The 20273-nt window shown below is 40.3% G+C and carries 20 protein-coding genes and 1 pseudogene; 13 read left to right on the forward strand and 8 right to left on the reverse strand.

Annotated features, from left to right (window positions below):
* Nucleotides 1-14: 14 nt before the first annotated feature.
* The 3 genes from M1E06_RS10455 (at nt 15) to M1E06_RS10465 (ending at nt 2426) form a co-directional block, all read left to right on the forward strand.
* Nucleotides 15-224, forward strand: a complete 210-nt coding sequence (locus tag M1E06_RS10455; RefSeq protein ID WP_020451793.1) for a hypothetical protein — start codon at nt 15-17, stop codon at nt 222-224.
* Nucleotides 225-454: 230 nt separating this feature from the next.
* Nucleotides 455-706, forward strand: a complete 252-nt coding sequence (locus M1E06_RS10460) for a CotD family spore coat protein (protein WP_020451792.1) — start codon at nt 455-457, stop codon at nt 704-706.
* A 370-nt stretch (nt 707-1076) separates the two neighbouring features.
* A complete protein-coding gene (locus tag M1E06_RS10465; RefSeq protein WP_020451791.1) occupies nt 1077-2426 on the forward strand; it encodes an amidohydrolase family protein in 1350 nt (449 codons plus the stop codon).
* Between the two features lie 171 nt (nt 2427-2597).
* Here the strand turns inward: M1E06_RS10465 and M1E06_RS10470 are convergent, their stop codons facing one another.
* From M1E06_RS10470 to M1E06_RS10480, 3 genes are all read right to left on the reverse strand, one after another.
* A complete protein-coding gene (locus M1E06_RS10470; protein WP_020451790.1) occupies nt 2598-3242 on the reverse strand; it encodes a DUF1796 family putative cysteine peptidase in 645 nt (214 codons plus the stop codon).
* Nucleotides 3243-3404: 162 nt separating this feature from the next.
* Nucleotides 3405-4256, reverse strand: a complete 852-nt coding sequence (locus M1E06_RS10475; protein WP_216904420.1) for an SMI1/KNR4 family protein — start codon at nt 4254-4256, stop codon at nt 3405-3407.
* A gap of 96 nt (nt 4257-4352) precedes the next feature.
* Nucleotides 4353-4790: a hypothetical protein gene (locus tag M1E06_RS10480; RefSeq protein ID WP_020451788.1), complete on the reverse strand. Its 438-nt coding sequence runs from the start codon at nt 4788-4790 to the stop codon at nt 4353-4355.
* Nucleotides 4791-5062: 272 nt separating this feature from the next.
* Here M1E06_RS10480 and M1E06_RS10485 point away from each other — a divergent pair, with 272 nt between their 5' ends.
* Entirely contained in the window at nt 5063-5335 is a 273-nt protein-coding gene (locus M1E06_RS10485; RefSeq protein ID WP_254114970.1) for a hypothetical protein, read from the forward strand.
* A gap of 340 nt (nt 5336-5675) precedes the next feature.
* Here M1E06_RS10485 and M1E06_RS10490 read toward each other — a convergent pair whose 3' ends face one another.
* From M1E06_RS10490 to M1E06_RS10500, 3 genes are all read right to left on the reverse strand, one after another.
* Nucleotides 5676-5930, reverse strand: a complete 255-nt coding sequence (locus M1E06_RS10490) for a YciI family protein (RefSeq protein ID WP_101560992.1) — start codon at nt 5928-5930, stop codon at nt 5676-5678.
* Between the two features lie 359 nt (nt 5931-6289).
* On the reverse strand, nt 6290-6577 hold the full coding sequence (locus M1E06_RS10495; RefSeq protein ID WP_095291987.1) for a YozQ family protein: 288 nt from the start codon (nt 6575-6577) through the stop codon (nt 6290-6292).
* Between the two features lie 376 nt (nt 6578-6953).
* A complete protein-coding gene (locus M1E06_RS10500; protein ID WP_095291991.1) occupies nt 6954-7232 on the reverse strand; it encodes a hypothetical protein in 279 nt (92 codons plus the stop codon).
* Between the two features lie 319 nt (nt 7233-7551).
* On the opposite strand from M1E06_RS10500, the gene M1E06_RS10505 reads away from it, so the two are divergent.
* From M1E06_RS10505 to M1E06_RS10525, 5 genes and pseudogenes are all read left to right on the forward strand, one after another.
* Complete coding sequence (locus tag M1E06_RS10505; protein WP_216904422.1) at nt 7552-7944, forward strand: YwqH-like family protein; 393 nt, start codon at nt 7552-7554, stop codon at nt 7942-7944.
* Nucleotides 7945-8621: 677 nt separating this feature from the next.
* Nucleotides 8622-9287, forward strand: a complete 666-nt coding sequence (locus M1E06_RS10510; RefSeq protein WP_145608441.1) for a flagellar brake protein — start codon at nt 8622-8624, stop codon at nt 9285-9287.
* Between the two features lie 859 nt (nt 9288-10146).
* Nucleotides 10147-11292: a serine hydrolase gene (locus M1E06_RS10515; protein ID WP_216904424.1), complete on the forward strand. Its 1146-nt coding sequence runs from the start codon at nt 10147-10149 to the stop codon at nt 11290-11292.
* 342 nt (nt 11293-11634) lie between these two features.
* Nucleotides 11635-11763, forward strand: a complete 129-nt coding sequence (locus tag M1E06_RS10520) for a hypothetical protein (RefSeq protein ID WP_257007282.1) — start codon at nt 11635-11637, stop codon at nt 11761-11763.
* Nucleotides 11764-11897: 134 nt separating this feature from the next.
* Nucleotides 11898-12005 (forward strand): annotated as a pseudogene (locus M1E06_RS10525) (XtrA/YqaO family protein); the annotation flags it as partial.
* On the opposite strand, the gene M1E06_RS10530 reads toward M1E06_RS10525, so the two are convergent.
* Nucleotides 11998-12555 carry a GNAT family N-acetyltransferase gene (locus M1E06_RS10530; RefSeq protein ID WP_080131425.1) on the reverse strand — a complete coding sequence of 186 codons (558 nt, stop codon included), beginning with the start codon at nt 12553-12555 and terminating at the stop codon, nt 11998-12000. The pseudogene M1E06_RS10525 and the gene M1E06_RS10530 sit on opposite strands and share 8 nt — an antisense overlap.
* A gap of 755 nt (nt 12556-13310) precedes the next feature.
* Nucleotides 13311-13460, reverse strand: a complete 150-nt coding sequence (locus tag M1E06_RS10535; RefSeq protein WP_254114972.1) for a response regulator aspartate phosphatase — start codon at nt 13458-13460, stop codon at nt 13311-13313.
* Nucleotides 13461-13769: 309 nt separating this feature from the next.
* Here M1E06_RS10535 and M1E06_RS10540 point away from each other — a divergent pair, with 309 nt between their 5' ends.
* The 4 genes from M1E06_RS10540 to M1E06_RS10555 all read left to right on the forward strand — a co-directional run bounded on the left by M1E06_RS10540 (nt 13770) and on the right by M1E06_RS10555 (nt 20251).
* The gene (locus M1E06_RS10540; RefSeq protein WP_080131424.1) at nt 13770-15659 is read left to right on the forward strand and encodes a T7SS effector LXG polymorphic toxin; all 1890 of its coding nucleotides are present in this window, start codon (nt 13770-13772) and stop codon (nt 15657-15659) included.
* Nucleotides 15660-15674: 15 nt separating this feature from the next.
* Nucleotides 15675-16139, forward strand: a complete 465-nt coding sequence (locus M1E06_RS10545) for an SMI1/KNR4 family protein (RefSeq protein WP_080131423.1) — start codon at nt 15675-15677, stop codon at nt 16137-16139.
* Nucleotides 16140-16740: 601 nt separating this feature from the next.
* Nucleotides 16741-19698, forward strand: a complete 2958-nt coding sequence (gene fdhF / locus M1E06_RS10550) for a formate dehydrogenase subunit alpha (protein WP_035338573.1) — start codon at nt 16741-16743, stop codon at nt 19696-19698.
* On the forward strand, nt 19691-20251 hold the full coding sequence (locus M1E06_RS10555; RefSeq protein WP_035338574.1) for a DUF1641 domain-containing protein: 561 nt from the start codon (nt 19691-19693) through the stop codon (nt 20249-20251). The genes fdhF and M1E06_RS10555 overlap by 8 nt, the downstream gene beginning before the upstream one ends.
* The last annotated feature ends 22 nt before the right edge of the window (nt 20252-20273 follow it).

Consider the following 20273-nt stretch of genomic DNA (forward strand, 5'->3'; position numbering starts at 1 on the left):
GGGAATGGAATTTAATGAAGTCAATTCAAGCAATCACCGTTCATTCAAAGCAATATATTGTAGGTGAGCCATGCCATCCGCCAGGATTTAAAGACGAAGCGACCGTTATGAAAATTACAGAAAAAAACAAGTTCTATGGATTAATCAGAGGCTTTGTTGTTCATTTCGATACAAAAACAGAGCTGCATATTCATACAGAGCCCGTCAAGGTATATTGGAGATGAAGGACTTTAAGCGAACATTTAAAGTATTCGTTTAGTGTGTTTTTTAACTCCGGAAGCAAGGGGTATTCAACCGGCGGATGCTTCAGGGTAATCAAGCAGATTTTCCAAACACGATCTTCAGAAAATGAACGGGCAAAAATAGGGACAAAGTATAGGTACTTATGCAGTCAGGCTTTAGCTTTTCAGCATAATGTACTAGTGAATCTATAAAATGAAAGGAGCGTGTACACATGTACTGCAAAAAACATCATGAGCCGCATGTTTACCCTACGAAATATTGTGAGGATCATAAGTATTCAAAGTCTGTCGTTCCTCATATTCATCCGCAGCATACTAAAAAAATTGACCATCACAAATATGAACATGTTCATTACTATCCGCACACTTATTCACATCATAAAGACGTTTCGCATGAACACTATCATTGCGGAAAACCTTGCAAAGGCTATGAAAAAAAGTCGGACTATGGCCATTGCTATTAATAAAAGCTTGATTATACCATATTTTGATCGCAGTTAAATATACGTTCACTCATTTCACAGACCATAGCTTTTTTATGGTCTGTTTCCATTTGGGAGGTAGTAACCGTATATCGTGATTGCGAGCAGTATGAAAGCAGAATTTACGATAAATACACAACGCATCATTGCAATTTAAACAACCGCTGTTTCCTGCAATTCACCTTTCTTCTTTTTCTAACGTGATCGTGTACTGCATCTCTTCCATCTAGCTCAGAAGGCGGATTTTCAAGTCGCACAATACATATTAATATCATTTATACCTTTTTTATTTTAAAATGGTACATATAGGATGTTGTTTTTTCTAGTTGGCTGGGAAGAAAGGAGAACCGTTATGAAAAAAACACTTTTTCAAAATGCAACGATTGTAACTCTTGATCCGCAGCTTCATACGATCGAAAAAGGGGACATGCTGATTGAAGGCTCCTTCATTCTAGACGTTGCCGAGTCGATTGCACCGGGAGACGCTGAGATTGTTGATGCCTCCAACATGCTGATCATGCCTGGATTTGTCGATACACACCGCCACGTATGGGAATCTGTGATCCGCGGAATCGGAGCCGACTGGTCCCTGCAAACCTATTTAAACCGGATTTATTATGGCAATTATGGATCAATGAGAAGGCCTGAGGATGATTGGGTCGCGAACTATTTAGGAGCGCTTGAGGCGCTTGAGGCAGGGGTCACAACTTTGCTGGACTGGACGATGATTGAATCGCCTGATCATACGGACCAGCTGATTGCGGGACTGAAAGACGCCGGCATTCGCGCAGTATTCGCTTTCGGAACATCCGGTGATGCCGAATATTGGGACAGAGACAGTGATCTTTCGAATATGAACGAAGCGAAACGGGTAAAAAAAGCATATTTTCAATCGAAGGATCAGCTTTTGACGATGGGGCTTGCCATTCGCGGTCCGGAGTTTTCTTCATGGAAGACATCTGTGTTTGAAATCGAAACGGCCCGGGAACTTGATGCCTTATGCAGCATGCATATTGCGTTTGGCAACTGGGGAGCGAAAGATCGTTCGATTGAGAAGCTGAATCAAGCCGGGCTGCTCGGTCCCGATTTAAATATGGTGCATGCCAATGCGATGAGTGAAGAAGAAATGAAAATGCTTGCGGCTCACGGAAGCTCGATTTCTGTGACACCAGAAATTGAGATGATGATGGGGCACGGCTATCCTGTTACAGGGCTCGCCCTAAAAAACAGGGTTCTTACTGCACTTGGGGTTGATGTTGTGACATCGACGGGAGGTGACCTTTTCGCACAGATGAAATTTGCCCTTCAAGCAGAGCGTGCAAAGCGCAATGAAGAGCTGTTGAAAGAAGGGATCATGCCTGGTCCCGAATTGAGCATATCGGCCGAACAAATCTTGAAAGCAGCGACCATTGACGGGGCGAGGGCATTAAGGCTCGATCATAAAATCGGCTCGCTTTCCCCCGGCAAAGAAGCTGACTTTATCATGGTGAAAACGGACAGCGTCAATTTGCTCCCTTTGACTGATGCGGTGGGGGCCATCGTCCAAAGCGCGCACACCGGAAATGTAGATTCCGTATATGTCGCAGGAAAAGCAGTGAAACGAAACGGTCGATTGGTTGATGCAGATCTTGAAAAGGTGAGACAAAAAGCGCTGGAAGCTAGAGACCATATCTTATCCCGATCCCCTGAAGGCGCCTATTGATCTTTCCTTTGAAATTCAGTGATAAACTTACCTTGCTTGACTTCAGAAGGCCGCTCTTCGGGAATTTTGTCTGTTTGAAGACCAGCTTTTTGGTTTAGTTTTCAGAGAAGAGTATGTATGGAAAAGGTTATGATGATGTTATAACCTTTTCCTGTCGCTTATAAGTTTTGATTAAAAGGGGATATAATTCACGCCATTAAGCATTTCTCTCCACAGATGATCATTAGACTGCCAGATTTCACGATCTGGAAGTGTAACCGCGCATATTCTTTTTAATGGCCAATTCTGCTCGACAATTCCTTTAACTTTTGAGTGATTGATAAGGAGTACCCTGAAGTCGTTTTGTACTAAATCCGATAATACGGACTCCAGTTCTTGAGCCTCCTTGTAGGTTCCGTTAGTTCTGACAAAAAGGATCCGATTAGCGGTTGACATCTTTTCATAAAATCTGTTGATTCTTCTATTGAATTTTTCCATCACTTCATTGTATGTGGCAAGATGTTCGAGTGTATTTTTATCTGCTTTAAAATCATGAGCTGAATCGACATGATAATAATCATCTGTTAAAGAGATATAACGGTCAGTAGTATAAACACCTGTTGAGTAGCCTGTTACCCTTAGATTTTGGGGTGCCATAAAATTTGAAAAGCGATTCTTTAAAAGACGGTTCAGTTCGGTCAGGGAAGAGGTACCGACCCAGTCTAAAGGACCTGCATACGGCCTTAAATTGTTTTTCCTAAGCTGAAGAGCAGTTAAACAGAGGTGGCCTAATCCGAAAATGGCATTATAGTCTCCTTTTATATCATTCAAATTCATAATCTTAACTCCTTTTGTGGATTAATTTCCAACAATCTATTTAGTATTCTATGTTTTATAAAAGGGTTGAGTAACAACAGTTGCCTACATTGAGGTCTCGGAACAGGAGAGTTTAAAGAATGGGGCGGAAACATAAATAAAAAACAACGTAAAAGTTGTTTTTTAAAGGGAATCTTTTATCTGTAATAAAAGGATGTCTATAACAGAGTCATTCAAATTCTTTAGAATAGCTGAAATGTCTAAAACCAGCCTTCTTGTTTGTTCGTTATCAAGGATTAAATCTTTATGATGTGAAATAATAGATTCCAAAACAACGGCAAGTTCGACACCATTGTCAATATTTGCTATCAATGAACTTTCTTTTATTTTTGTCAGAAGCCAATTTAAATCATCTAAACCTTCAATAGGGTAGTAATGAATCTGATACAGATCGGCTGCCGAATTTTCAGTCAGAATCTGTTCCGCTTTTTCTTTTGTGATGGCATCTTCCGAATAGACATAGGGAATATCTGCATTCCCAGAATGTATGCCTCCCGTATGTCCGTAGCGGTCATCGTCAATGGAGTCATCTGTATAAAGTTTAGAGAGAAATTCTCCAAATGAGCCGGCTAATCTAAAATTCTCTTCAAATTCTGAGTCAAAATAGTGAACGGGCGGATTTTCTTTCGTCTCCCTGTAGTCAAGCGCTATCCACGTATGGCCGTCTCCATGAATAAGGACCAGGTTGTCAGGCAGTCCCCATTCTTTAATAAAGGCTTTACTCTCGAGAATTCCATCCTTTTTCCCTATGCCTAATAAGTAGTCAAACTGGACATGATCTTTAGCCCAGGAGGTGGGCCGTTCAGAAGGGAAGGCGTTAAAATTGATATAGCCACCATTTTGTTCAAGAATAAGCGCTTTATATTCCTCCGGAAGTCTCACACCTAACTTTTTTTCAGCTTTCAGAATGCCTCTCTCTGATATGCTTTTTAAAGTGTACGGATCTTCGTCTTCGTATATCCAAAAGTTTTTCAAATGATACCCCCACATTCGTTTATATCAGTATCTATCATGCAAAATGCTGCTCGGGCCTTTATGCTTGTATTGCCTTCCTGCAGTCTGTTATAACGGCTATCTTTGGCTGAAGACCGAGAAATTATCATACGTTTGCGGAATAGCTCCGTATGTTCCTTTAATACGAATATCTTTACATTCACCTTCGGTATTCTCAAAATAAAGCCTGTAAGTCCTAGGCATCAATGTGATGACATCCTGAGCAGTTCGATCAGGCCAGTTCCCTTCAAAATCTTTAATGCTTAAACTCATAAACCTGCCGGAAAGATGCATCATCTGAATTTTAATCGTTGTTTTGCAGTTTTCTGCATTAAAAATCGTAAACTTGTAGCCAATATGCCAGTGAGAAACGTTAGAGTCGCTATAGGGAATGTCCTCCACATGAGTTCCCGTAAACGTAAGATTCAGCTTGTGCGGGAACGAATAAGCTTCAGCACTGCTCCCAAAACTGAAAAATCCACAAAATAACACCATGACCAGCAAAAAGCGTTTCATTCAAAACCCCCTCCTTTTTCCATTTTATTGTAGCATAGATGAGTTGAAAAAGATGGAAGTTTTTTGAGGGAGAAGCACAAAACCAAAAATCGCGTATGGCTTTGATAGGGTGTAAAAGCCTCTCCAACTTTTTTTAACCGGATGGTCGAGCAGCCATGAAATTGAAGATCTTGGTTTGACTTTTGCTGTAGGGGTTGATGAAGGCCGAGAGACTCCCCTTGAAAAAATTTATTTAAATGGGCGTCAATGATCCAAAGAAAGATCGAATTACCTTGACATACCAATATGTTAATCCGTACACAGCAGGAGCCCAGATTGCCGGGCATGATGAATGCTGGAACGAGCTATTTGCTTCAAACGTTATCGGTGTCAATAGGGAAATCAAATATGCAGGAGCTGCAGCCATTAACGGAAAAACAAATAGGCTCCTTGGTTTACTAGATGAAAAAGATGTAGACGGGATCATGTGGATCAAAGGGAAAGGGATAGGCGGTACTGTCAAAAACTATGAAAAACAAAAAACTGACGGTCATGGCAGTCAGTGAAAGGGATAGAAGGAATGGGTGGAAAGTTGATCATAAACAGCAAGTGACTGTTCAGAAAATTGATTTGTGGGACTAGGGGGCTGCCGATTTCACCTTTGGCTCCCCCTAGATTGTTGATTGCAAGAAACAGCTTCTTGTCCTACCGACGAAGGAAAAGAAATATGGAACATGAAAAATCAAAGAATTTTAAAAAATGTCGATCCGGCCGTTTATATTATTCTCCTTCAATAGGGAAAAAACGGTTTTACCGTAATTTCAAAATGACCCGCAGGTCTAGATTTTCCGTTTAAATTAGCCTTCCCGTGTTTGGAGAGGCTTATGTTGGCTATGTCCAAATAGTTTATTTAATCTGCCATTCTTTAATGACAAGTGTTGAAGAGCCGCTGTCAACAATCGGATCAGAATTTCCGATCTCTGTTGCTTCCTTGAGAGACTCTGCGCTGATAAGATAAGCGCCCCCGGAAGCATCGCTGAAAGGGCCAAACATTTCCAAGCGGTTCTCGGCTTTAAGCCTGTCCAAAAATTGATAATGGGCTGGCACATATTGATCTTTAAAATTCTCGGTTCTGGTTGTTATGAGTAAATATTTTTTCATCGTAGCACGCCTTTCTGTCAAAAGATGACTTTATCTTAGCACAAATATATAGAAGATTCATATAAAAGTTCGATCGGCGGAAGGCGTAGCTGCTTTCCTTTCGATTGCGCCACATTGGCAATGATTGAAAGTGATTTTGAAGTAAAGGAGCGGAAGACCAAGGAGACGGGATTTGAATTTCATAAAAAGAGTGGCACGGATAATAATAGGGAAACAGGGAATAAAAAAATAGATATTTTGTTATTCGGCCATCACTTTTGATGTTACTGAATGATTAATTTGGGACTTGAGAACATCGATACTTTGTTAATCTAAGCGGAACTAACTTACTTTTTAAGTTAGTTCCGCCGTTCAAATGACTAATCCAGATTTTGATCGATCGTTCCTTCAAAATAGTCATCACTGACTTGTTCATGAGTTTCAGCCAATCCTTTTTCCAACTGCGTGGCTCCTTCATAATCCGAGGGGTCAAAATATTCTCCTGCCACATCCGTGCTGTCATTCATGTTTTCTTTGTTATCAGTTTCAGTATTAACGTTCTCTGTCTTAGCATTGCTGTCTAACGATTGCTGAGAATCGTATTCCTTGTCTGCTGAAGAAAATCTTTTGTAGTCATCGGGTCTGTCTGCTCCATGTTTTTGCGTCACGTTTATCACTCCATATTATTGAATTTTATGTTTCCTTTAAAATAGAAAGGGGCATTTTCAGTCTGATGATCATTCAATACAATGGTTTCACTCCTTTGCGAATTGTGCTGAAATATCAACTCTTTTTATTGTGTCTGTTGAGGTGGTATTCATTCGCTTTTTCGGGAAATCAATCTTCAACCCTAGGGGAAAGAGAACAGGCGCAAAAAAATCATAAAGCAAAACCGGGCGTGCAGGAACGACGCCGATCCTTTCAATGGCAGACATCAAACAGGATAACTTCTCATTCGATATTTAAGACTTATGTATTTAAGAACATGTGAACTTGCTTTTATTCGTTGGGCGCCTTCACTGGGGGATATATTTTCCTGCCTGTTTATGTTTTTTTGTTTCTATATGATGAAATGGTTGTTTTCAATGATGCATATGAACCAATAGCTGCGTAACCATAGAATCCGCCCATAAATACTCCAGCTATGAGGCTGTGTCGATGGCTTATGCAAACAGATATGATTAAGCCTAGTGCGATCGCAATTGATGGGACATACTTTTTGGGAACCTTGAGAAAAATTTTAATTATCTGTGTGACGATCAAAATAATTGGCACTGCTATAACAGCATCCCAAAAGTTTGTATGAATGATTGGAAAATTCAAAAAAGACACCACCTTTTTCATCAGTATTTCTTGATTTGCTGAAAAATATTTAACCCAAGCAGCAGAAAAGCTCACGCAGTATACCAGCTTCAAGAAACATCACAACCCGCTCTCAGTCATGGTGTTGTTGTTTAGCTTAGAAATAAGTTTTGAATTATCTTTTTGCAGCCGTTTCATTAGCGGCATTTTTTATGCGCTTGAAATTCTTGATTAAAGAATAGTTGAAAGGATTTATTCACCAATTCCTTTCCGTATAGTGGTAAACTCTTAGTTGGTCATTACTTTTGTCATACATTTTTCGGGAAGCGAGGTATTGCATATGATCGGTTCAATACTTGGAGAAACGCTGGCTTTAGATATCATGAAAGTTGATTTATCGATGAAGAAAGAATTTTTGACAGAGCTGAAAGCTTGCCGCAAAGAGTTAGAAAAAGACAAAACGGAGTTCTCTGATTCTAAAAAGACGATCACCGAACCACAGTTGTCGTCTCATTCGTGGCAAGGCAGTCTTGCTGACTCCTTTAACCGTATTCGAGGCCTGATGAAGACTGCCTACAATGACATCAGCGGAAAACAGCTTTCTGATGTTTTAAGCAAAATCGATGAACGAATCAAATCTTTAGAAGAGGATATTCACTCGCTCAGCCATAAAGTTCGTTCTTTAGAGAAAAAGATTGAGAACGCGAAGCGAGAAGCGCGAAACAAGGAGTAAATGAAAAATGGGTCAAGAAATAAAAGTAAATACCGGGGAAGTCAAACAAGCGCTTTCTAAAAAAATTCCCTAATGAACTAAGAGAGTTTTATTTAAGAGTAGGGTATGGTTTTATTTGTAATCTTGATAAAACCCATAGAGATAGAGTAATGGATCCCCATGAACATGTTAGTCTTTTTTGAAGGGTGAGGGGACATATCTTACTCTAGATTTAGAACGGGAAGAAGAGAACGGTATTTGTCCAGTATATTATTTTGACAAGAAAATAGCGGCCATCACTCGAAGAGTTTTTGAAGAAAATGGATGAAGAACCAGACTATTATATTCGTGCTTAAATTGACTTGAGAATTGATTAACTTTGAAGGATTACCTTGATTGGCTATTGCCTTTCAAGGTTTTTTATATTTACTCCGAAAAAAATCGAAAAAAGGGGCATAGAATGGGAGACACACCTATCCCTGATCAAATGATGTATTGAATGATAATGAAGTCGTCATCTTCACAGAGCAGCGAATGGAGTCTATGCAGTATTGCGCGTGATCGTCATTACAAAGCGTTACGGTCCCATGGGTATGATAAGTCTTTCAATTTCTTCAATGCTTTCTTCTTTCTTTTTTAAAAATTATATGTCATAGTACCGATATAATGATTAAGTAGAATTGAAAGAGTGATGTCCATTGTTATCTTTAGGAAATATTATAACAATAGAATTTGAAAACGAAATTCAAGAATATGTCCTTGCGAAAAGCAAAGTACTATCAATTGAAGACAATGTTTTAAGAGTGCATTATCCTGTTGATGAAGAAACGGGGAGAACTGTTATTATTCCAACAAATACAGCGGCAACAGTTCATTTTATAAATGAGCAACAAGTCCCATATAAATTTAATAGTGTAATAAAAGGCCGGGAAATTTATCAGGATATACCTGTACTAAATATGTATTTACCTGAAGAAGTTCAAATGAAAAAAGTTCAAAGACGGCAATTTTTTAGAGTCAATACAACGCTTCCCGTCACTGTTCGCTCATATGGATCTGGCTCAATGTTTAAAACATATACAGCAAATATCAGTGCTGGAGGCGCTGCGTTAATCATTGAAGAAACGCAAAAACACGAACCGGAAGAAGATTTGAATCTAAGTATCCATCTGCCAAATGAGGGACATGATGAAGATGTGATTGACGTCCATGCTCAAGTTAAACGCACTTACATTGATCGCAGAACAAACAAACAGCTCATGACAGTTGAATTTATCAAGATGAATGAACATGATGAGCAAACCCTTGTACATTATTGCATAAAATTGCAATTGACAGAAAGAAGGAAATTGAAAACTGAATGAATGGAAGTTTAGGAATACAGTGATCTGCCTGATATCCCTCAATTAATTCAGAGGAGATGTTTCGTCCCCGCCATATACATTTATGGAAACCTGTTGGCAAGTTGGCGTCCAACTCTGCCAACAGAAGTCATCAACTGCACTGAAGTGTAGTGATCCTTCATATGTAACAGATATTCTGCATGAAAACGGCAGATCGACAAGCAACACCGTCGGTGAAGCAGTGGAATCCTAGGCTGCGCCGGCCGATTTCAAGGTCAAAAAAGAAGCTTGAGTTCTCGTCGCATAAGCTTGGAATGCGTTATCAAAAAAGGTGACATAACCGGGATTTAATGGTCGCGACCGCTGAACCAACGAAAAAAAGAGAAGCCTTTTTTCTTCTGCCAATGAAGAAAAAGGGCTTTTTAATTTGCTGAAAAACTTCTTTTTTTGAAGCAAAAGTACCAAACACCAGTAGAAAAAGGCGGTCGTAAGATTTCTGTGAGCTCTCGTCTGGCAGAATCGAATACGAATTGAAAAAAGGTTGAGAAATTGCTTGATGACAAATTAAAACCGATCAAGACTTAATTAAAAAAGGCCGTTTGGGATGGCTTATTTTAAAAGGAAGATTACGATGAGAAACCAGGAGATTATCAAAAAGGCAGAAATAACGTTTGCTATTCTTAAAAGCGGTGGACTGGTGATTCCAGCTTAAGTATCAACGTGATGATGGCCGTGTCATTCGGATGGACCATGATGCCCAGAAATCCTGAGAAGAACGGTTTCTGGACTGCGTACCATAAGAGCTGGTGTGAAGGAAATTGAAACCTAACATTATTTAATTCGTATCTATAGTAATTTGAACATTATAGGGAGTGTTAAATTGAAGATTGCACTATTGATTATTGCAGGTATAATAATTTCTCTTGGTTTAGTAATAGCAATCGGTATTCTTATGTTTCGGAGGGAAATAAAAAAGTTAAATCCAGAGTATATTGTACAGTTTGTTAAAGCAAAATCAGGAAGCGGGAATGTCTCATTATCCATAAAGCACAACGATGAGAATTGGGTTGATGTTAACGTAAACGAGCAACTCCCTCTGGCAAGTACTGTGAAAATCATCTTAGCCATTGAATATGCACAACAAGCAGCAGCAGGAAAAATCGATCCGCAAAAAGAAGTAAGATTAAAGGAATTAGAGAATTTCTATATCCCAAAAACAGACGGCGGTGCGCATGAGGCTTGGATTATTCAATTGAAAAAAGACAAAGAGATAGATCGTGTTCCATTATGTGAGGTAGTCAACGGGATGATTGCTTACAGTTCTAATGCAAATACTGAATACTTAATTGAGGTGCTGGGGCTTCAAAACATCAATCATGTTCCAAAGAGCTTAGATATGTTAAAGCATGAGCCTATGTATCCCATTGTAAGTGCACTTTATATACCTACCCAACTGATGAATGAAAAGAACTTATCGAAAAAAGAAGTCCTAGAAGTAATGAAAAACATGGATATGCATGAATACCGTAATAAAGCGATTGAAATTCATAATAGATGGCTGAGCCAACCACTAACTGATCAAGAAAAAAAACAATTAAGAAAAACTTTGGACAATGATTTTCAAAAAATTTGGTCCGACCGTTTGCCCCGGTCAACGACTAGAGATTATGTATCTATTATGAAAAAGCTAAATAGCAAAGTATATTTTAGTGAAAGTGTATATCAATATCTTGATCCAGTAATGGAACAAATAATGAGAAATCCAAACAATTGTGAATGGCTTGTTCATGCGGGACAAAAGGGAGGATCTACCGCGTTTATTCTTACAATTGCAATGTATGCGACAGATAAAGATGGAAACCAGACAGATATTGCATTTTTTGCAAATGATTTAACTCCAGTCGAGAAAGCAAAACTTTCTCGAAATATGAATGGGTTCCTGCTGAAATTTTTAAAAGACTCTAAATTCCGCGCCCATATCAAAAAAGAATTATCTATTTTAGATTTGCCTGGTTCACTTTCATGACTATCCCCCATCGGAAACCACGCTCGCGGTCTTTACCGTATTTGGCCAAAATATAATTTCAATTCTTGGTTTCTCGAAATCAATAATCTTAGCTGTTTACTCTCAGCTTAATAGAGACACGCAGCGTAAAGAGTTTATCAATGTTGAAGTGCTACTTCCTTCGTTCAGATTTGATCAATTTTACGCTACTGAAGAATTCAACATCAAATTGCAATCGGTATTTGTGAATGCGGGCTGAGACTCATGTTAAAGGTCGTTGGAAATATCAAAGAGGAAGAGGTCAATTCCGTTGGGGATGATAGTGTGTTTCAACAAGTTGTTGCAAAAACAGGAGTTGCTTCAGTGGCAAACGTACAAGTGCCAAATCCAGTCGTCTTGGCTCCATCATATAGAACGTTCGCCCAAGTTGAGCAAGCCAGAGTCAGAATTTATATTCAGAATGAAGAATGGTCCAATCTGTGCACTTTTTGAGGCTGATGGTGATACATGAAAGATCAAAGCGATGGACTCAATCAAATATTATGTCGCAACTGCTTTGAGTGAAGAAATCAAACAAAAGAAGTCCAAGTCATCGCGTAATGGGCAAGAGAAAAAAGCGGTGGTACGGAACAGCTTACGAAGCTAAGGCACCGGAACATGGAAAAACGATCATTGAAACGGTGAAGGGTGAATTTCCTCGTGTTGATTACAGAATGGGTTACAAGATTAAGTAGGAAATTTATAAAAGGATTTAAATTCTTCTTTTGTCATACCAAAATAGATTTCATCAAAATATGAACCATTTGTATAAATCATATTTCGTAACCTACCTTCTTCAACAAAATTAAGATTTTTGTGAAGAGTTATAGATTCATTGTTAAACGAGTAAACACAAATGGTTGCCTTTTGATATCTAAGTTCAAAGAAATAGTATCTCAACACAGTTAAAATCATATCTTTACTAAACCCTTTCCCTCTATAGCTAGGGAAAACAGATAAGGCATAAGAAAATGTACCATTTTTAATATCACAATCAAATGTTTCAATCGTGCCGATTACATTTTCATTTTCATCTTCAGCAATAAAATAAAAATCGTCACTTTCATTTAGGGGAGTTTTTGAAATAGTATCAATCCATTCTTGAATTTGTATTCTGGTTCGAGGAAAAGAAATTGAATTCAGATTCTTTAATATGTCACGATCCAAAGTATCAAATATATGTATGTCTTCTTTTAAAGGTGCTCTTAACTTAATTGTATTACCGAGCCAATAAGCTGATTTCATTAAGTCTCATACCCTTCCATAAAAAAATGAATCAATCAAATTATACCATTTTAAAATTTATTGGAAAGGATTAAAAGAATTATATAAAGACAATCATCGTTAATTCAAATACCTTATTGTGGGCGAACCATGCCCCCAAATGGGATTTAAAGATGGGGCTACTGCTTTGAGGATTACAGAAAAAATTCTTTGGTTTGTTCAATGGCTTTGTGGTTCACTTTGACACGAAAACAGAGCTGCATATTCCAATCGTATGATGTCATTGTTCATTAAAGATGATTATTTATTATATTAATTAAATTTTGGAGGTAATATTTTGAGACTAAAAGAATTGAAACTACATTTTAGTTCAGAAGGTCTAAAAGTTGATATAATGGGGGGAGAGGAAAACTTTGCGATTTTGTTACATGCAATAACCATTTGACACGTTGCTGCTCTATTGGAATACATACCGTTTGCTTTAAAACTCTCTAATGCTCTTTCAGCATGATTTAAGGAAAAATAATTTTGCCGAATTTCATAGTATGCAATGGCAACTTGATAATTAAACTCTGCCCTTTCGATTTCATCAGGGATTTTATGTAGATGACTTTCAGCAATTCTATAAAAATTAATAGTTTGGGTGAATCTTTTCTTATAAAACTCATACAACCCGGAAAAGAAATAGTACTGAATCATATCATCAGTACAGGATTCTAAAGCTATTGATTTGATATCGTTTAACAGATCTCCAGATTCTTTGTAATTCTCGGTCATCAGTTTAAAACGGAATCTATAAGGTTAAAATATAACAGCACATTTTGATTTTTTTTCATATTAGGCAGTATATTTTTAATTTCTTCCCGCAGTTTAGTAGCATTTTGAATATTGTTTTGTCTAATAAAGCAATACCAATCATTAAGCATTTTACCGACTTTCTCAAACGCAACTTAGCTTCCAATGCCCCCAGCATCCTTTCATATAGTTGATTTTAAATATTCGAAAAATTAAACCTTGTCTTTTTCTGCATATGATTCATTTTACATAAAGGATCATTTTTTTACAATGATTTTCCTTTTTTGGAATCTGAAAAAGGTTATGCCGAACGTGTCAGGGTATAAGACCTGCTCAATAAGATTCATTTTCATGGATTGGCAGGATTTATTCACCAATTCTTTTCTATAAAGTGGTAAAATATTTTGTGGTATGTCACTTTAGTATTAGAGGAGAATGCTATGAAGACTCTTGATGTTCAGGCGTTGCACAAAGCTATTGATCAAACGTTGGAACAATTAAAACATCAATCAGACGAATTCGACAAAGTCCAAAAAAGCGTTGAGGAAATCGCATCACTAGATGATGCTTTAAAAGGAAAAGGTGGCGACGCGATCCGTGCCTTTTACAAAGAGTGCCACACCCCTTTTCTACAGTTCTATGATACTTTCATAGAGGAATACAGTTCCACGCTGAAGAAAATGAAAACCGCATTGAATTCGCTGGAACCAAACCATAACGGGTTTATTTCGCAAACCTTTCTTGAGCACGAGCTAGAACAAGGATTGAATGCGGCCAATCGAACAACCAAACACCTGGTGTCTAAATCGAACGCCACGATCGCGAAGGTCAGTCATATTGTCGATTTCCCTGATTTGAATGACACCGATTTTCATGAACAGAATCAGAAATCCTTAAAGGAAATCAATCAGACAATTGAAAAGCTGCATACGTTCGACAGGGAACAGACAAGCGCTCTAAAAACCGCAGAAAACGACCTGGAAACGATGCAGAGATACATAAGTAGGCTTGAAAAGATGTACACAGGCCCTAAAATTGAAATCACCGGTTACCAAAAGGGCTCGATTTTAAAGCCAGATGAGATGGATGCTTTACGTGGTGGCCAAGACACAGCGATGGGCGTCATGTTGGATAAGCTGGATAAGAGATCAAAGCTTGAAAAAGAAGTTAGCGAGGTTAGCAAACAGGATAATAAAATTTCTGAACTCAAGAAGAAGCTTGATGATTTCAATTTTTCAACGGCTTCAGAGTTTTATGAGATGGCTGCGGAAATAGGGTACGAAAACCTTTCCCCTTGGCAACAGCGATATTTCAATCAAATTGAAGGCGCTCGTGATTTTGGCAACGCAATTAAAGGAAGTGCTGAAGGACTCAAAAATGCAGTCGTCGATACTGCGGTAGGCCTATGGGACATGGTCGTTCACGCAGACGAAACGATTGAGGGCATTAACTTTACACTTCATCATCCTGATGTCACATTCAATATTATAAAAAAAGGAATTGAAGACTCGTATCAACGAGATGTCGTCAATGGTGATTCTTACACCCAAGCCAGATGGTTTAGCTATGCCGTTGGAATGGTCGGGACATCGATTGTTGGTTCTAAAGGCGTTGACAAAGCAGCAAAAGCCGCCAAAGCGGGGAAGGTAGGGCAGGTCGCTGCCAAAGCAACTAAAGCTTCTAAAAAAGTATCGAAACAAGCTTTGGAAAAAAGCGTAGCGTCTTTCAAGAAATCGATGCAAAGGGTTGCTTCAAACATAAAAGGGATTCAAATACACAACCCTTTTGCGCCGCAAATTCAGCTTGCAGGCGGAGGGAAAGTTCCTTATCATGCACTTAATGGGGAGCATATAAAAGACAGTCTTATTCAGTTTGCGAAGAAAGTCTCTGATATAAGCAGAAAACCGTTTACAGGAAAAAATATAAATCTACCTTGGTTAAATAAAAAACGGTATGAAGCTGTTGAAATAGAAGGACACGTAAAGACAAAAGGAGAGACTAAAAATGTAAGCCGGAGAGTGTATATGTTTAAGGATGTTGATATTAATAGAATTGATCCTAAAAGTGGAAAGACAAATTTACAGTTAATGAAGGAAGGAAGACCACCTTTTGCAAATGATGGTACTCAAATTAACCTACACCACCTAATACAAGAAGAACCTGGCGCTATGGCAGAGATTCCAAATAGCTGGCATACTAAATATAGCAAGGTATTACACGGGCTAAAAGGAAATGGAGAGAGTTTTCGAAATGATCCTGTTTTAGAAAGTCAGTATGATAGGTTTCGGGATAGGTACTGGAAATGGAGAGCTAAACAATATTTAAAATGATTAGAGGTGTTGTAATTGTTAACCGAAAAAGTAGAAAAATTAATTGATGAGAACAAAGACCATGCGACAATTACAGGAGGAGTTTCTGAAGAAAAGGTTAAATTTATTGAAAATGAACTTAATGTTAATCTTCCGGAGAGCTATAGATGGTTTTTAAAAAAATATGGTTCTGGAGGGATCTACGCTGCTAACATTTTAGGCTACGATCTGGTAAGTGCATCTGTAGTTGAAAAAACTAAAGAGTATAGAGAGCTTTACAACCTAAATGAAGGATTAGTAGTGATAGAGGATATCGATATCTTTGCCTACTGCCTAGATACGAATAAAATGATTGATGGAGAATGTCCTGTAGTTGTTTGGGCAACTCAAGGAGGTTATGGAAGAACTGTTGAACAAGATTTCTTAACTTTTCTTTTTGAAAGACTAAAAGAGAAAAAAGAAATTTGGGAAGAAGACGAAGATTGGGACGATGAAGAATAATTTAATATATTCAAGCACTTAATCTCTGATTGAGTGCTTTTTTTTATTGTTCAATTTCCGAGAAAAATCCGACAAAAAGGGGGATAAAATGGGGGACTTTTTCTATTCCACTTTGTCATACGATAGAGACAAGAAAAATGAACGTATACCTGAGTCCAAGAAGGAGAGCCTGCGGACACTGATCTTTTGCACACGGATGTTGTGCAGCTGATTGGTGGCCGCTTTTTTATTGGCCAGAATGGGAGACGCACCTTTCCCTTATCAAGGGTGAACTCGGATGTATCGAATGATGATGAAGGTCGTCAGCTTCACAGGAGGAGCGGCTGGAGTCTATGCAGGATTGCGCGCCTTCAGTTACGGTGTTTGTCGGTGTTGAAAAGGACGGCGCCCCAAAGCCGGAAAGAGAGCCTGTCAGTGCTGCTGCCACGGTTAGAACAGACATTGTTTTTTTCATGCTGATCCCTCTTTTTCATCTACCCTCTCGTTTCCCGGTGAGGATGCAATAAAACATGTGAGTGCGCTTTGTATGTTTTATTGATCCCTTGCAAGGGAAGAGAAATGGGTAATTCGGTATATACACAAGCAAGAAAGGGGAATGGAGATGGCTGACAAGAAAAAAATCACAATAAACGGCGTTGAAATGGAAGCGTCCGAGGAACAGACGGTGCTGCAGCTTTTGAATAACAGCTCGATTGAAGTGCCGCAAGTTTGCTATCATCCTAGCTTAGGGCCGATTGAAACATGCGATACGTGCATCGTCAGCATCAATGGCGAGCTGAAGAGGTCGTGCTCCGCTGAATTAAAGGATGGCGACGTCATTGATACGCTTTCGTCTGATGTGAAAAAAGCGCAGGTTATCGGGATGGACAAGATTTTATATAATCATGAGCTTTATTGTACAGTTTGCGATTACAACAATGGGGGATGTGAAATACATAATACGGTGAAAGAAATGAAAGTCAATCACCAAAGCATCCCGTTTGATCAGAAGCCTTACCATAAGGATGAATCAAATCCGTTTTACCGGTACGATCCGGATCAATGTATTTTGTGCGGACGCTGTGTCGAAGCGTGTCAGGATGTTCAGGTAACTGAAACACTGACCATAGACTGGGAGCGGAAACGCCCGCGCGTCATTTGGGATAATGATGTGCCGATCAATGAGTCATCTTGTGTATCATGCGGACACTGTTCTACCGTCTGTCCATGTAATGCGATGATGGAAAAAGGAATGGAGGGGGAAGCCGGATATTTAACAGGAATCGATGACGAAACGCTGCGTCCGATGATCGAGATCACAAAAGGCGTAGAAACAGGGTACGGCTCGATTCTCGCCATTTCCGATATGGAATCTGCCATGCGTGATGAACGAATCAAAAAAACGAAAACCGTCTGCACATACTGCGGCGTCGGCTGCAGCTTTGATGTCTGGACAAAGGGCAGAGACATTCTGAAAGTCGAGCCGCAGGAGGAAGCGCCGGCCAACGGCATTTCTACTTGTGTAAAAGGAAAGTTCGGCTGGGATTTCGTCAACAGCGAGGAACGCCTGACAAAGCCGCTGATCCGAGAAGGCGACCATTTCCGCGAAGCTGAATGGGAAGAGGCGTTATCGCTGATCGCCAGTAAGTTCACGGATTTAAAAGAGGAGTTTGGCCCGGATTCGCTTGCCTTTATTACATCTTCTAAATGTACAAACGAAGAATCCTACCTCATGCAAAAGCTGGCCAGAGGGATCATCGGCACAAATAATGTCGACAACTGTTCGCGCTATTGCCAATCTCCTGCGACTGCCGGCCTGTTCCGGACAGTCGGCTATGGCGGTGACTCAGGGTCGATTACAGATATCGCGGAAGCGGACCTTGTGTTGATTATCGGTTCGAACACGTCTGAATCGCATCCGGTCTTGTCCACTCGCATTAAACGGGCTCATAAGCTGAGGGGACAGAAAGTGATCGTAGCGGATATCAGAAAACACGAAATGGCAGAGCGCTCTGATTTATTTGTCCAGCCGCGTGCCGGATCAGATATCGTCTGGCTGAATGCCATCGCCAAATATTTAATTGAAAACGGCAAGGCAGATGAACGCTTTTTGCAGGAAAGAGTGAACGGACGGGACGAATATGTGAAAAGCCTAACGCCGTATACCCTTGAATATGCCGAGGAGAAAACCGGAATTGATCAAGAAACCCTCATCCAAATGGCGGAGATGATTGGTCAGGCTGACAGTGTGTGCGCATTGTGGGCAATGGGCGTGACACAGCATATTGGCGGAAGCGACACGAGCACGGCAATTTCTAATCTGCTGCTGGTGACAGGAAACTACGGTAAACCGGGAGCAGGCTCTTACCCATTGCGCGGCCATAACAACGTGCAGGGGGCAAGTGATTTCGGAAGCATGCCTGACAGAATGCCGGGGTATGAAAAAGTGACGGACGAACAAGTCCGCCAAAAATACGAGCGGGCGTGGGGTGTGCCGCTGCCGAAGGATCCGGGCATGACCAACCACGAAATGATCGAAAAAATCCATTCCGGCCAGCTGAAAGCGATGTATGTAAAAGGTGAAGAAATGGGTCTGGTCGATTCCAATATCAATCATGTACACGCCGCATATGAAAAGCTTGATTTCTTTGTGGTGCAGGACATTTTCTTTTCACGAACAGCCGAGTTTGCTGATGTTGTTCTTCCTGCGAGCCCGAGCCTTGAAAAAGAAGGAACCTTTACAAACACAGAACGCCGTATTCAGCGGCTGTATCAGGTGTTTGAACCGCTGGGCGAATCAAAGCCTGATTGGCAGATTATTATGGAGGTAGCCAATAAGCTTGGCGCCGGCTGGCACTATGAGCACCCTGGAGAGATTATGGAGGAAGCAGCCATGCTGTCGCCGATTTATGCCGGCGTCACCTATGAACGCCTTGAAGGCTATAATTCCCTGCAATGGCCTGTAAGCGCTGATGGAAAGGATTCGCCTTTACTCTTTACAGAGCGCTTCCCTTTCCCGGACGGCAAGGCCAAACTCTACCCTGTTCAGTGGACAGAGCCTGAAGAGTTCGGTGAGGAATATGACATCCACGTCAACAATGGGCGGCTCTTAGAGCATTTCCACGAAGGGAACCTGACCTACAAATCAAAAGGGATTTCGAAAAAAACGCCGGAAGTGTTCTTAGAAATTTCTCCTGAACTGGCGTCAGAGCGGGGAATTCAGGACGGAACCCTTGTCAGACTCACATCGCCTTTCGGAAATGTCAAAGTGAAGTGCTTGATCACTGATCGTGTCAAAGGGAAGGAAGTGTATCTGCCAATGAACGATTCAGGGGAAGCAGCGATCAACCTGTTAACAGGCAGCCATGCTGATAAGGATACCGATACGCCTGCATACAAAGAAACATCGGCCAAATTGGAAATTTTGAAGCGCGATGGAACCAATCCGCTGCCTAAGATCAATCACCGCAACGGCAATCCGCAGCCGCAAATCGGTGTGCAGGTACAAAAGAAATGGGCGCGGAACGATTATATTTTCCCTGGCGACGCTGTGAAAAGGGGGATTGGGCATAATGGCTAAAGCGATTAAACGAATTCAGAAAATCGAGATAACCGAAGAGGATCAGAGAAAGCGTGATATGAAAGAAATAGAAGATGCATTAGTCGAAAATAAGGAAGCCATTCTTGAAACGCTGCATATGATTGGGCACATGAACGAGCGCGGTGTTTTGCCAATGCTCCGCGGCCTTTTTGGCCAAGGAGATAAAGTTCTGGACATCTTAGTGAAAAAGGCAGATACAGAGGAAACGGCCAACACGCTTAAAAATCTGCTTCTTCTGTTTGGGACGCTCGGCATGTTAGACGTGAAACAGCTGGAACCTCTCATTTTGAAAGTGAATGCGGGGGTGGCAAACGCGGTGGAACAAAAGGACAGCGAAGAGAAAACAGGTTATTTTGATGTCATCCGCTCACTCAAAGACCCGGAAATCAACAAAGCAGTTACACTGCTATTCTCCTTTTTAAAAGGAATGGGACAAGATACAGAGGAGCTGGAACGCGCGACTCAGCCTCCGGAGCACCAAAAACATCATCAGGAACCCCGAGAGAAAAGAGGAATGAATAAGAGGGATTGACCCCGCCCGAGCCGGCTGTTGC

The organism is Bacillus sp. AK124 (genome assembly GCF_053903085.1).